General features: G+C 64.1%; 13 protein-coding genes. 7 read left to right on the top strand and 6 right to left on the bottom strand.

Going from position 1 to position 13,663, the window contains the following annotated elements:
- The first annotated feature begins 26 nt into the window (after positions 1-26).
- Positions 27-1,220, top strand: coding sequence for an amidohydrolase family protein (locus EN851_RS17440; protein WP_135881740.1), 1,194 nt, complete (start codon positions 27-29; stop codon positions 1,218-1,220).
- A gap of 21 nt (positions 1,221-1,241) precedes the next feature.
- On the opposite strand, the gene EN851_RS17435 is transcribed toward EN851_RS17440, so the two are convergent.
- On the bottom strand, positions 1,242-1,826 hold the full coding sequence (locus EN851_RS17435) for an amino acid synthesis family protein (RefSeq protein ID WP_127870482.1): 585 nt from the start codon (positions 1,824-1,826) through the stop codon (positions 1,242-1,244).
- Positions 1,823-2,407 (bottom strand): amino acid synthesis family protein, encoded by a 585-nt coding sequence (locus EN851_RS17430; protein ID WP_135929669.1) that lies wholly within the window; start codon positions 2,405-2,407, stop codon positions 1,823-1,825. Before EN851_RS17430 ends, EN851_RS17435 begins: the two co-directional genes overlap by 4 nt.
- Positions 2,408-2,663: 256 nt before the next feature.
- On the opposite strand from EN851_RS17430, the gene EN851_RS17425 reads away from it, so the two are divergent.
- The 6 genes from EN851_RS17425 to EN851_RS17400 all read left to right on the top strand — a co-directional run bounded on the left by EN851_RS17425 (position 2,664) and on the right by EN851_RS17400 (position 9,320).
- Positions 2,664-3,668 carry a BMP family ABC transporter substrate-binding protein gene (locus EN851_RS17425; RefSeq protein WP_127870480.1) on the top strand — a complete coding sequence of 335 codons (1,005 nt, stop codon included), beginning with the start codon at positions 2,664-2,666 and terminating at the stop codon, positions 3,666-3,668.
- 152 nt (positions 3,669-3,820) lie between these two features.
- Entirely contained in the window at positions 3,821-5,338 is a 1,518-nt protein-coding gene (locus tag EN851_RS17420; RefSeq protein ID WP_245464340.1) for an ABC transporter ATP-binding protein, read from the top strand.
- On the top strand, positions 5,338-6,378 hold the full coding sequence (locus EN851_RS17415) for an ABC transporter permease (RefSeq protein WP_135929668.1): 1,041 nt from the start codon (positions 5,338-5,340) through the stop codon (positions 6,376-6,378). Before EN851_RS17420 ends, EN851_RS17415 begins: the two co-directional genes overlap by 1 nt.
- Positions 6,366-7,352 (top strand): ABC transporter permease, encoded by a 987-nt coding sequence (locus EN851_RS17410; protein WP_135929667.1) that lies wholly within the window; start codon positions 6,366-6,368, stop codon positions 7,350-7,352. Before EN851_RS17415 ends, EN851_RS17410 begins: the two co-directional genes overlap by 13 nt.
- A gap of 10 nt (positions 7,353-7,362) precedes the next feature.
- Entirely contained in the window at positions 7,363-8,376 is a 1,014-nt protein-coding gene (locus EN851_RS17405) for a nucleoside hydrolase (RefSeq protein WP_135881743.1), read from the top strand.
- An 11-nt stretch (positions 8,377-8,387) separates the two neighbouring features.
- Positions 8,388-9,320, top strand: coding sequence for a nucleoside hydrolase (locus EN851_RS17400; RefSeq protein ID WP_135929666.1), 933 nt, complete (start codon positions 8,388-8,390; stop codon positions 9,318-9,320).
- A gap of 3 nt (positions 9,321-9,323) precedes the next feature.
- Here EN851_RS17400 and fghA read toward each other — a convergent pair whose 3' ends face one another.
- From fghA to EN851_RS17380, 4 genes are all read right to left on the bottom strand, one after another.
- Positions 9,324-10,181: an S-formylglutathione hydrolase gene (fghA, locus tag EN851_RS17395; RefSeq protein WP_135929665.1), complete on the bottom strand. Its 858-nt coding sequence runs from the start codon at positions 10,179-10,181 to the stop codon at positions 9,324-9,326.
- A 208-nt stretch (positions 10,182-10,389) separates the two neighbouring features.
- Positions 10,390-10,950, bottom strand: coding sequence for an FMN reductase (msuE, locus tag EN851_RS17390; protein WP_127278025.1), 561 nt, complete (start codon positions 10,948-10,950; stop codon positions 10,390-10,392).
- A gap of 300 nt (positions 10,951-11,250) precedes the next feature.
- Complete coding sequence (locus EN851_RS17385) at positions 11,251-12,270, bottom strand: NADP-dependent oxidoreductase (protein ID WP_135929664.1); 1,020 nt, start codon at positions 12,268-12,270, stop codon at positions 11,251-11,253.
- A 25-nt stretch (positions 12,271-12,295) separates the two neighbouring features.
- On the bottom strand, positions 12,296-13,621 hold the full coding sequence (locus EN851_RS17380; protein ID WP_135929663.1) for an LLM class flavin-dependent oxidoreductase: 1,326 nt from the start codon (positions 13,619-13,621) through the stop codon (positions 12,296-12,298).
- Positions 13,622-13,663 lie beyond the last annotated feature (42 nt).

The raw sequence follows: 13,663 nt of genomic DNA, 5'->3' as shown, positions 1-13,663 counted from the left end.
TTCCATACCAGCAGAAGTGAGAACCGATGTCGTCCGACCCCAAGTCGTCTGCCAACACGCTCGTCGTCCGCAATATCGGCCTGATGCTGAGCGGTGACCTCGGCCGACCGATCCTCGAGGCCGACACCATTGTCGTTGCCGACGGGCGCATTTCCGCCATCGGCAAGGCAAGCGAGGTCGACGGCGGCAATGCGGCGACGATCATCGACGCGATGGGCTGCGCCGTGGCGCCGGGGCTCATCGACAACCATGTCCATCCGGTCGCGGGCGATTGGACGCCGCGGCAAAACCAGATCGGCTGGATGGATTCGACCGTGCATGGCGGCGTCACCACGATCATTTCGGCGGGAGAGGTCCACACACCGGGCCGCCCGCGCGACCTGGTCGGGCTGAAGGCGCTGGCGATCGCGGCGCAGAGGACCTTCTCCAACTTCCGCCCCAACGGCATGAAGATCCTGGCCGGCGCTCCCATACTGGAACCAGGCCTAGTCGAGGAGGATTTCCGCGCCCTCGCCGAGGCCGGCGTGACGCTTGTCGGCGAGGTCGGGCTCGGCGGCGTCAAGGACGGTCCGACCGGCCGCCAGATGATCGGCTGGGCGCGCAAATACGGCATGACCTCGATGACCCATACGGGCGGCCCATCCCTGCCCGGCTCCGGCCGCATCGGCGCCGATGTCGTGCTGGAGGTCGATGCCGACATCGTGGCTCACGTCAATGGCGGACCGACGGCACTGCCGGAAGTCGAGATCCGGCAGATCTGCGAGAACGGCTCGCGCGCGCTGGAAATCGTCCACAACGGCAATCTGCGCACCGGGCTGTTCGTGCTCGAGCTGGCAAGACAGCGCGGCGAACTTTCGCGCGTCATCCTCGGTACCGATAGCCCGGCCGGATCGGGCGTGCAGCCGCTCGGCATCCTGAGGACGCTGACGATGCTGGCTTCGCTGGGCGGTATCGCCCCTGAAGTGGCGTTCTGCCTTGCCAGCGGCAACACGGCGCGCGTGCGCGGACTGGCTGACCGCGGCATCATCGAGGTCGGCCGCGCCGCCGATCTCATCTTCATCGACCAGGCGATCGGCGGCGCCGGTGACGGACTGCTCGACAGCGTGGCGCTCGGCAATTTGCCTGGTATCGGCATGGTGATCATCGACGGCGAGGTGCGCACCAACCGCAGCCGCAATACTCCGCCGGCGATGCGGGTGCCGGAAGTCAGGGCGGCGTAGCGGCAGCCACCTGCGAACGCATCAACTTACGCCGTCCTTGCCGACGATCTTGTCCGTGGTCAGCCCGCCGACACGCGGATGCGGCCTGCCGGAATCGGTGACGGCGATGGCGACGACGATCTCGTCGGCACGCGGTGCGTCGGGAACGCGAACCTCCATGCCGTCGAAATGGCTGCGCACCCGCGCCGCGTCCTTGTGGCCGAGCGGAATGTCGAGCGGCACGCCAAGGCCACCGCGCTTCTTCGATGAGGGGATGAGCGCGGCCCCCTTGCCGAGCACATCGCGGAACGGGGCGCCGAGCGTTGGATGAAGGATGGCGGCGGCATGTTCAAGCTCGCCATCGGCGCCAACGGCGGCGGCCTTGCCGAAGCTCTCGACCTGGTCACCGCCAATGCCGAGGGCCGCGACGGCCCGCCTGGGCAAGATGTCGCCCAACGCCTCACCAACGACACTCAGCGCCGACAGATCCTCGACAAAAGTGCCGGCATAGGGATTGCGGATCACCGCGATCACCGCGGCGCGACGCGTTGGCGGATCGACGGGGCGGCCGCCTTCGATCAGGGTTTCCTCGACGATGGTAATGACGCGGCGGATTTCAGGGCTCATCGCAAGCCGTCCTCGCCCTTGATATCGGCTGCCGCCAGGCCGCCGACCCGAGCGTGAACGCGCGCCCCGGTGGTCATCGCCAGGATGACAGCCATCTCGTCGCTGCGCGGCGCATCGCCGACGCCGATCTCGATGGCGTCGAAATGGCTGCGCACATAGGAGGCGTTTATGTGCGTTATCGGAATGTCGATGCGCGTTCCCGGGCCACCGACCTTCTTGGTCGACGGTACGATAGCCTTGGCGTTGCCGAGAAGTTCGCGCATCGCGTAGCCGCCCGGATTGTGCCAGAGCGCACCGTGTTCGAGCTCGCCGGCGGCGCCGACGACGGCGCCCTTGCCATAGCCTTCGATGGCTGAAACCCCCTCGCCCATGGCGGCGATCAGGCGCCGGGCCATGTCGAGGCCGAGCGGCTTCAGGTCCTCCATGAATCCGGTGATCTCTTCCACGTAGCGTCCGGCAAAGGGGTTGGCGATGACCGCCACGATCGCGCCGCGCTTGGGCGGGCGGGCCGCGAGGGGGCCGCCCTCATGGAAGATCTCTTCGACCTGAACCAGAAATTTCCTGACCACAACAGCCGGCATGGCGCGTTTCCTTCGTCCCGTCGTTCTGATGAAACTCGTTAGAGTACCAACAATTATGCATCGCCGATATTTGTCAAGCGTCGACAAGGACCATGCGGACAAAGCGGTTAGAAAACTGCACCGGAGGACGATTGACAGCCTGTTTGGCCGCTCATAAACTCATATGACCATCAACGAACTCGCCAGTGTCCCGGCGATATTTAGGGGATGGTCAAGGCGTGGCTTCAAAAGCTGAAAAAAGCTGAAGGGGAATGACATGACAAGGGCGCTCAAGAGTTTGTTTCTGGCCGGCACGATGCTTGCCGTTTCGTTGGGATCGGCCGCCGCACAGTCCAAGGTTTCCGTGGCCGCCATCTCGGGATATTTCGCACAGGGCTTCGGCGTTTCGATCGTCAACGGCCTCAACAAGGCCAAGACCGATTTCGGCATCGACCTCAAGCTGGTCGACACCGGCAATCGTGCCCTCGACTATGAGGAGCAGTTCGAAAACCTCGCCAAGGGCAAGCAATACGACCTCATCTTCGTGATGGGCTGGGAGTTGGTGGACTCGTTGCAGAAGGTCAGCAAGGAATATCCCGACCAGCGCTTCGTGTTCATCGACGGCGTGCTCGACAATCCCAAGATGATCTACGCCAACTTCGCCGAGGAGCAGGGCTCGTTCGTCGCCGGCGCGCTGGCCGGCATGGTCGAGGCCAAGGGCAGTGAATTTCCCAAGATCGGCGACGGCAAGGCAATCGGTTTCGTCGGCGGCCGCGATATCCCGGTGATCCGCAACTTCCTCGGCGGCTACGAGCAGGGCGCAAAATATGCCGCGCCCGATGTGAAGGTGAATTCCGTGTTCGCCGGAACCTTCGACGACCCGGCCAAGGGCAGCGAACTTGCCCAGGCGCTTTACGGCCAGGGCTCCGACATCGTCTACAACGTTGCCGGCCCGACGGGTGAAGGCGTGATGCAGGCAAGTGCCGCCGCTGACAAATATTCGATCGGCGTCGATATCGACATGTGCGGCACGGCTCCCGGGAATGTGCTCGGCAGCATGTTGAAGCGGGGCGACATCGCGGTCTACACGCTGATCAAGGACGAAGTCGGGGGCCACAAGGTGACCGCCGGCACCCGCACGTTCGACCTCGCTTCGGGCGGTGTCGAGTTCAAGGTGTGCGACGATATCGCCCCCACGATTCCGGCCGACGTGACCGCCAAGCTGGACGACATCAAAAAGGGCATCGTCGACGGCAAGATCGCGATCACCAAGGCGAAATAGGCCAACACCAGCGCATCCCTCCCAAGAAAGCGCTACGCTGATCCGCCGCGGCTTGCCGCGACGGATCAGCGTCCAGTTTATGAGAGCCCCCAATCTGGGAGAGCATCGTGTCGAACGCGCCGGGGTCACCGCCCCTCCACAGCACCTCCGCGATGGCCGTCGAACTGGCTGCCATCACCAAGCGGTTTGGCGCCTTCATCGCCAATGACGGCATCGACCTGGTCGTACGCCGGGGCGAAATCCACGCCATCATCGGCGAGAACGGCGCCGGCAAGACGACGCTGATGAACATCCTGTTCGGCCTGCTCCAGCCGGACGAGGGCTCGATCCGGCTGAATGGCGAGACGACCGTGGTCGCCGATCCGGCCGCCGCGATCAAGGCCGGGCTCGGCATGGTGCACCAGCATTTCAAGCTGGTGCCTTCGCTCTCGGTCGCCGACAACGTCTTTCTCGGCATGGAAATCCGCCGTCATGGATTGATCGACCATGCCGCCCAGATCGAACGCACACGCGACCTGTCGAAGCGTTTCGGGCTGCATGTCGACCCGACGGAGCGCGTCGGACTGCTCTCGGTCGGCATCGAGCAGCGCATCGAAATCCTCAAGGTTCTGGTGCGCGGCGCCCGCACCATCATCCTCGACGAGCCGACCGCCGTGCTGACGCCGCAGGAGAGCCGTGAGCTGTTCCAGACACTGCGCAGTTTCGTGGCCGAAGGCATGACGGTGATCTTCATCTCGCACCATCTGGAAGAGGTGATGGAGGTGTCCGACACGGTGACGGTGCTGCGCAACGGCAGGAAGGTGGCAACTCGTCCGACATCGGAACTCAGCAAGGACGAATTGGTGCGCATGATGGTCGGCCGCGAGGTCAGTTTCGACCGCCGGCCGCGCGCGGCGCTGCATGGCGGCGCCGTCCTCGAGGTCAAGGATCTGTGGGCGCGTGACGACCGCCGGCTGCCGGCTGTTCGCGGCGCCAGTTTCACCGTTCGCGCTGGCGAAGTGGTGGGAATCGCCGGCGTGGCCGGCAATGGGCAGACGGAGTTGGCGGAGGTGCTTTCCGGCCTGCGGCCGGCAAGCCATGGCGAGGCATGGCTGAAAGGCCGGGATCTCACCATGCTTTCCCCAGCCGCGATACGCGAGGCGGGCCTTGCCCATGTGCCGGGCGACCGCATGGTGCGCGGGGTCGATCGCAATGCGTCGATCGCGGCAAACACGCTGATGGGCCGCCAGCATCGTGCACCGTGGAGCCGCGGCGGCGTGCTGGACTGGAAGGCGATCGCCGGGAATGCCGGAGCGCTGATCAAGAGCTTCGATATTCGCGCGCAAGGGTCGGGCGATCCCGTCAAGCGGCTGTCGGGCGGCAATATCCAGAAGGTCGTGCTGGCGCGCGAATTCACCAATGGTGCCGACTTCCTGCTGATCGATCAGCCGACGCGCGGCGTCGACATCGGCGCCCAGGAGGCCATCCATGACGAGATCATGCGCCAGCGCGCGGCCGGCCGTGCGATCCTGCTGATTTCCGTGCAGCTTGATGAGCTGGCGGCGCTTGCCGATCGCATCCTGGTGATGTTCAACGGGCGGATCATGGGCGAAGTCGCCGGTGATGATGCCGACGAGGACCGTATCGGCATGATGATGGCGGGCGTATCGCCTGAGCTGGAGCCCGCATGATGAGTGACCGCTTGCGCGCCTTTTCCGGTCAGATCATCGCCATCGGCGTTGCCTTGCTGCTGGGAGCCATCATCATCCTCATGGTCGGCGAAAGCCCGGTCCGTGTCTTGATGACGCTGCTGCGCGGCGCCTTCGGCGACCAGGAGAAAATTGCCGGTACCTTGCTGCAGACGACACCGATCCTGATTTGTGGCGTCGCCGCCTGCATCGGGCTGCGCGGCGGCATGTTCAATGTCGGCATCGAGGGCCAGCTTTTCCTGGGCGGATTTGCCGCCGCCTGGGTCGGCTTCAGCTTTTCCCTACCGCCAGGCATCCATACGCTGGCTGCGCTGGCGCTCGCGATCGCCGCAGGTGCCGCCTGGGTCGCCATCCCTGCCTATTTCCGCGCCCGCTACAACACCAACGAAGTGGTCTCGACAATCCTGTCGAACTACATCGCCGTTCTGCTCACCTCCTATTTCACCATCTTCCTGTTCAAGCGGCCCGGCGGCTGGTCGGAGACACCGCCGATCCTGGCGACGGCCTATCTGCCTGAGATCTTTTCATTCTCGCGGCTGAACTGGGGACTGGCGATCGGCCTGCTGCTGGCGGTCGGCGTCGCGCTGGTCTTCCGCTACACCAGTTGGGGCTACGGCGTGACCATGGTCGGTTCGGCGCCGAAATTCGCCGAATATGGCGGCGTCAACGTGAAACGTCAGGGCTTCGTGGTCCTGCTGCTTTCGGGCGCCGTCGGCGGACTGGCCGGCGGCGTCGAGACGCTCGGCGTGCACCACCGGTTCATGGAAGGCTTTGCGCCTGGCTTCGGCTTCGACGGGCTGATCGCCGCCCTGCTCGCCAACGGCTCGCCGGTTGCCACCATCGTCACGGCGCTGTTCTTTGGCGCGCTGCGCAGCGGGTCGCTGCTGCTCGAGGTCGATACCAGCGCGTCACGCGAAATCATCACCGTGATCCAGGCGTTGATCATCCTCAGCGTATCGGCGCAGGTTCTGATCAAACGCCGCGGCGACAGCCAGGCGGGGGAGCGGCGATGGAAATTCTAGATAAGCTCATCAACGTCGCGCTGATCGCGGCGACGCTGCGCACCACCGCGCCCATTCTCCTGGTCGCTCTTGGTGGGTCGTTCACCACCAAGGCCGGCATCTTCAACATCGGTCTAGAGGGGCAGATGCTGGCCGGCGCCTTCTTCGCCGTCATCGGCTCGATCTGGACGGGTTCGGCCTTCGCGGGTGTCGCCTGCGGTGTCGCCGCAGCACTTGCCTTCGCGCTCGCCTTTGCCGTTTTGGTGGTGACGTTGCGGGCCAATGAGGTGGTCGTCGGGCTGGCGCTCAACATCCTTGCCGGCGGCATGACGATCTCGCTGATGAAAGCGATTTTCGGCACGCGCGGATCGATCGTCGGTCACGGCATTGTCGGCCTGCCCAAGGTGCAGATACCCGGCGCGCAGGCACTGCTCGGCTCATGGGCGCCGCTGGTCTCGGGGTTCACGCCGATCGTCTATGTCGCGTTCATCGCGGTGCCGCTGCTGGTGCTGTTCTACAACCGCACCCGGCTCGGGCTCTATATCCGCGTCGTCGGCGAGAAACCCGAGGCGGCCGAAGCGCTCGGCATCTCGATCACCCGCGTCCGCTACATCGCCTCGCTGCTGTGCGGATTGCTGGCGGGGCTGGCCGGCGCGCATCTGTCGCTCGGCTACATCACCATGTTCACCGAGAACATGTCCTCGGGCCGCGGCTTCATGGCGGTGGCGATCCTGATCTTCTCCAACGGCGATCCGCTCAAGGTGCTGGCCGGCTGCCTGCTGTTCGGATTCGCCGACGCCTTCTCGTTGCGCCTGCAGACCTTCGGATTTCCGTCCTATCTGGTGCTGACCGTGCCCTATGTCGTGGCACTGACGGCGCTGTTCGCGCTGTCCTACCGGGCACGGCCAAAGATCATCAAGGAGACGCTGGCGTCGATGCAGAAACTCTTGTCGACGGACAGGAACAGCGCCCAGGTCGACAAAAATCCGCAATGAAGGAACTCTCATGGAACGCATAATCCTCGACGTGGATTCTGCCGGCGACGACATTCTGGCCGTGCTGTTTGCCGCGGCGAACCCGAATGTCCGGCTCGAAGGCGTGACCACCGTGACCGGCGCGGCAGGCCCGATCGAGCAGGTCACGAATGTCGTGCTCAACACGCTGACGCTTGCCGGGCGCGACGACATTCCGGTTCATGCCGGCGCCTGGCGGCCGATCGTCGGCAATGCCAAGGCCGACATGGAAGCGCCGGTCCATTTCGAGAAGCGGCTCGTTGCCCGCTTCGGCGACCGGCTGAAGAAGTTCAACCCGCCGGCGCCGACCCCGTCGCGTCAGGCGACGCCGGGGCATGCCGTCGATTTCATCATCAATACCGTAATGGCCAATCCGGGCGAGATCACGCTGGTGACCACAGGCCCATTGACCAATGCGGCGATGGCGCTGCTGCAGGAGCCGCGCCTGACCGGCGCGCTGAAGCGGCTCATGGTGCTGGGCGGCAACTTCCAGACGCCCGGCAACATCACGCCGCTGTCGGAATACAACATCTGGGCGGACCCTGAGGCCTCGCGCATCGTCCTCAACGCCGACGTCGACAAGATCCTGGTGCCGCTCGATATCTGCGAGGACAACCGCGTCGCGGCCTCGATGCTGACGCGTGACGACATCGCCGACATGCAGGCCGTGGCGCGGAAGAATGCCGTCCTGGAGATGATCACCGACAGCTTTCCGATCTACATCGACATCTGGCGCGAGTTCTTCGACCTCGTTGGCTTCCCGATGGACGACGTCATCACCGTGGCGCTGGCCTTCGATCCGGCCCTGGCCACGATGACCGAACCGCTCTTCGTCGACGTCGTACTGGACGGGCGCCTCGCACGCGGACAGACGGTTGCCCATCGCGGTCGGCAGCTGCTGCCCGGCGGCGGACCAAAGACCACGCGCATCTGCACCGATCTCGACGGCCGCCGCTTCCTGAACATCTTCAAGCAAACCATCGCGCGCTACGAACGAGCGGCGTGAGGACCGACAAAATGACCATTGTAACTCCCATCCTGTTCGACTGCGATCCCGGCCATGACGACGCCATTGCGCTGGTCATGGCGCATCGCTCGCCGGCCATCGAACTCGTCGGCGTCACCACGACATGCGGCAATGCCGAGGTCGAGAAGACGACCGCCAACGCCTTGCGCATCCTGGAGTACATCGGCGCCGGCGACGTGCCTGTCGCTCAAGGGTGTCACCGTCCGCTCGCAAGGCCGCTGGTGCTCGGCACCGCCGACGGCCCGAGCGGCCTCGAAGGCTCGCCCTATCTGCCGCAGGCCGCGATCAAGCCGGTCGATCGGCACGCTGTCGATTTCCTGGCCGACAAGCTCCGCGCCGCGCCCGAGCCGATCCTGGTCGTCGCCACCGGCCCGCTGACCAATATCGGCCTGATGATCCTCAAGCATCGCGACGTGCTGCCCAAGATCAAGGAACTGATCTGGATGGGCGGTGTGTTCTACCGCAAGAGCGAGATCATCACGCCGACGGAATTCAATGCCTTCTGCGACCCGGAGGCGCTGAAGATCGTGCTGGACAGCGGCGTACCGATCCTGATGGTCGGCCTCGACGTCACCATGCAGGTGCTGATCGAGGCGCCGCAATATGCCGAGCTTGCCACGATCGACACGCCGCTCGGCAAGCTCGTCAACGACTGGCTGCTGTTCTACGAGAAGCTGCATCGCAACTCGATGGGCGTCGGCGGCGCCATGCACGACCCGTTGGCTCTGGCGCTCGCCATCGACCCGACACTGGTGCGCACGCGCCCGGCCCATATCGGCGTCGATCTGTCGGGCACCTATGCGTTCGGAGCGACGGTTGCCGATTTCTGGAGCGAGCGCGGTGAAAAAGACAATGCGCGTATCGCCCACGAAGTCGACGCGGACCGTTTCTTCAAGCTGATGTTCGACCTGCTGCGGGACTAGACTTCAGACTTCAGCATCCAACAATCTCTGGGCGTGCCATCTCAGATGGTCGTCCATGAATGTCGAAATGAAGAAATACGAGTGATCGTAGCCGTCCTGCATGCGCAGCGTCAGCGCAATACCGGCCTTGGCGCAGGCCGCTTCCAGGAGCCAGGGCCTCAGTCCGTCGTCGAGAAATCCATCCGATGTCCCTTGGTCAACGAAAAACTCGGGGAAGCGGTGGCCATCCTCGATGAGCAAGGTGGCATCGTAGCGCCGCCATGATTTCTCGTCGGAACCGAGATATTTTTCGAAGGCCGGCTTCGACCAGCCGGCGGTGCTGGGCTGCACGATCGGCGCGAAGGCCGAACAGCTCTTGAAGCGTTCGGGATTCTTCAGCGCGATGGTCAATGCGCCATGTCCACCCATCGAGTGGCCGAAGATCGCCTGACGCTTCATGTCGGCCGGAAATTCCGCTGCGATCAGCGCCGGTAATTCCTCGGTGACATAGGAATACATGCGATAATTCCTGGCATAGGGTTCCTGCGTGGCATCGAGATAGAAGCCGGCGCCGCTGCCAAATTGCCAATTGTCCTTCTCGTTGGGAATATCGGCGCCGCGGGGGCTGGTGTCGGGACAGACGACGATCAGGCCGAGCTCGGCGGCCATGCGCCTGTACTCTCCCTTGTCCATGACATTGGCGTGGGTGCAGGTGAGACCGGAGAGGTACCATACGACAGGGCAAGGTCCTTCACGGGCCTGCGGCGGCACGAAGACGGCAAACGTCATGTCGCAGGCGCAGACTTCCGAAGCGTGGGAATAGACGCCCTGCACGCCGCCATGCGACCTGGCAGCGGAGATGATCTTCATCCGATCCGACATGTGTTTCTTCTCCGCCAACGGAAACGTGATTCACCGCCGCTTGTCTACGGCATCGGCTGGGACCACGGCAACCTTGACGGATTGGACATTTGGATTGCTGGCTACGCCCGATTGCTACCCCGGACGGCCAAGAGGTTCAGGCAGCGCCTGGAAGTCGCACCACCGCGCGCCTGACGAGGTTGGCGCGCGGGATATATTCCGGAGCACGCTACTCGGCGGCGATCCTGGCGCGCTGCCTGCCGAAGAGCGCCAGGCCGACATCGTCAACCGCAAGGCCGACGCGGGCCCGGATCGCTTCGGATGCCAGCACGCCGTCGACGAAATCCTTCTCCGAGGCGTAGACGGCCGTCGGCAGCGCAAAGGCTTCAAAGAAGCCGAACAGCGGCCGCAGCTGATGCTCGACGATCAGCGCATGGCGGTCGCCGCCGCCGGTCGCCGCCAATAGCACCGGCTTGCCCCTGAGGGCGGCCGGGTCGACGAGATCGAAGAAATGCTTGAACAGACCGGTATAGCTGCCCTTGTAGGTGGGCGAGCCGACCACCAGGACATCGGCGGCCAGGATCCGCTCGAGAATGGCGCGGGCCTGTCCATCCAGGTCGCGCGTCCCTTTGGCACTGCCAAGACTGGGACCGAGATCGACGATGTCATGGGTGCTGGCGGAGAGGCCGTATCGCCCGGCAATCTCCGTCACGATATGGTCCACGAAGCCACGGGTCTTGGAGGGCCGCGTGAAATTGCCGGAGAAGCCGACAATGGCCGGATTGGTCATGATGGACGCCTTGTTGTATGTTCGAGCCAGTGTGCCAGAATGTCCATAGTTTTTATAGACATTGGTATCGAACGAAAGGAATTGACGATCGCCGTAGGACGAAATCGGAGAAGATTTTTCTTCCCGGGACGCGCTGAAGAAGAAGCATGGCGGTGTCTGGCAGCGCGCGCATCAATCTGCTCGACGCGATTGCCTGCGGGGGCGAGCCCGGCCATGAAGCGGGCCGGCAGGCAGGGAAGTGTATCGCCATGCTCTCATTCCTAAAAGACTGCCTCCCGAAATTGGCCGTCCGGGAGATGACTATCTCGCGACCCGCACAATGAGCTTGCCGAAATTCTTTCCTTCGAGAAGCCCCAGAAAAGCTTGTGGCGCATTCCCTATGCCGTCCACGATATCTTCCCGGTACCGCACACGCCCGGACGCTATCCATTCGGCCATCTCGCGATAGAAGGCTGGGCGTTGATCGACAAATTCGCGCTGGATAAAGCCCCTTATCGTCAGGCTGCGATGCAGCACCTGCTGCATCAGCGCCGGAAGCCGGTCGGCGCCGGAATCCGCAGGGATGTTGTACTGCGCGATCAACCCGCAGACCGGAACGCGCGCGAACTCGTTGAGCAGCGGAAACACCGCATCCCAGACCGGACCGCCGACATTCTCGAAATAGACGTCGATGCCTCCGGGACAGGCAACCTTCAGTTGCTCGGCAAAATTGTCGGCGCGATGATCGACGACCGCGTCGAAGCCGAGCTCCTGGCGCACGAAAGCACATTTTTCGGGGCCGCCGGCGATGCCGACCGCACGAGCCCCCTTGATGCGCGCGATCTGGCCGACGGCCGATCCGACCGCGCCGCTGGCGGCCGCCACGACCACGGTCTCGCCGGCTTTTGGCCGTCCTATGGTGAGCAAGCCGGCATAGGCGGTGAAGCCCGGCATGCCGAGCACCCCAAGCGCGGTGGTGACGGGCGCCGCCGCAGGATCAAGCTTGCGCAGGCCGACGCCGTCGGACACGGCAAAGCTCTGCCATCCCGAGTGGGACAGCACGATATCGCCCTCGGCGAAGCCGGCATGGCGGGATTTGACGACACGAGCCACCGTGCCGCCCTCCATCACGCCGTCGATCTCGACCGGCTTGGCATAGGACCTGGCGGCGCTCATGCGGCCGCGCATATATGGATCAAGTGACAGATAGAGGATCTGCAACAGCAGTTCGCCCTCCCCCGGCTCGCCGATGGCGACGGACTCGACGCGGAAATCGCTCTGCTTGGGCCGGCCTTGCGGCCGCGCCGCGAGCACGATGCGGGTGTTCGTCAGCGTCGACATTGCATAGCCCTCCTCGGATGATGTTCTACGCGAAGAACCTGTTGGGAGGCCGCTTCAGGCCGAGATTCTCCCGCAGCGTCGATCCTTCATACTGCGTCCTGAATATGCCCCGCCGCTGCAGTTCAGGCACGACCTTGCCGACAAAATCATCAAGTCCGGCGGGCAGATAGGGAAACATGACGTTGAACCCGTCGGAGCCCTCGGCGACGAGCCATTCCTCCATTTCGTCGGCGATGGTCCCTGGCGTGCCGACGAAGGCAAGGCCTGAATAGCCACCCAGCCTTTGCGCGAGCTGCCTGACGGTGAGCTTCTCCTGGCGCGCCAGTTCGATGACGCGCTCGCGGCCGCTCCTGCTGGCGTTGGTTTCGGGAATGTCCGGCAAGGGCGCGTCCGGGTCGAAACCGGACGCATCATGCCCGAGCGCGATCGACAGCGAGGCGATGCCGCTTTCATAATAGACGAGGCTGTCGAGCCTGGCCCGCTTGGCATGTGCTTCCTCGGCGCTGTCGCCGACGATGACGAAGGCGCCGGGCAGGATCTTGATGTCGTCGCGCGAGCGGCCGAGTTTCTGCGCCCGGCCCTTGACGTCGGCAAAGAAACGCTGCCCGGCGGCGAGGTCGGCATGCGCGGCGAAGATGACCTCCGCCGTCTCGGCCGCCAGTTGCCGTCCGGCTTCCGACGCGCCGGCCTGGACAATGACCGGCCAGCCCTGCACCGGCCGAGCGATGTTGAGGGGGCCCCGCACCGAAAGATGCTCGCCCTTGTGATCCAACACATGCAGCCTCGCCGGATCGAAATAGAGCCCGCTTTCAGGATCGCGGATGAAGGCGTCGTCGGCAAAGCTGTCCCACAGCCCCGTCACGACATCGTGGAACTCCCGCGCCCGCCGGTAGCGCTCATCATGCTCGACATGTTCGTCGAGACCGAAGTTCAGCGCCGCGTCGGGATTGGACGTGGTGACGATATTCCAGCCGGCGCGGCCGCCACTGATATGATCGAGCGAGGCGAAGCGGCGCGCGACATGATAGGGCGCATCGAAGGTCGTCGATGCCGTGGCGACCAGCCCGATATGATCGGTGACGGCGGCCAGCGCCGACAGCAGCGTGAATGGCTCGAACGACGTCACCGTATGGCTGCGCCGCAGCGCTTCGATCGGCATGTTGAGCATTGCCAGATGGTCGGCCATGAAGAAGGCATCGAACTTCGCCGCCTCAAGCGTCTGGGCGAAGCGCTTCAGATGGGCAAAGTTGAAATTGGCGTCCGGATAGGCGCCGGGATAACGCCAGGCGCCTGTGTGCAAACTGACCGGGCGCATGAACGCGCCGAGCCGCAGCTGCTTTTTATGTGTCATGGGCTGGGCATCCCGAGCGGCATTGAGTGATCGGTCGAAGTT

Origin of the sequence: Mesorhizobium sp. M8A.F.Ca.ET.208.01.1.1, from assembly GCF_004791315.1 — a bacterium.
Lineage (GTDB): Bacteria > Pseudomonadota > Alphaproteobacteria > Rhizobiales > Rhizobiaceae > Mesorhizobium.
This window is presented reverse-complemented; position numbering and strand designations above follow the sequence as displayed.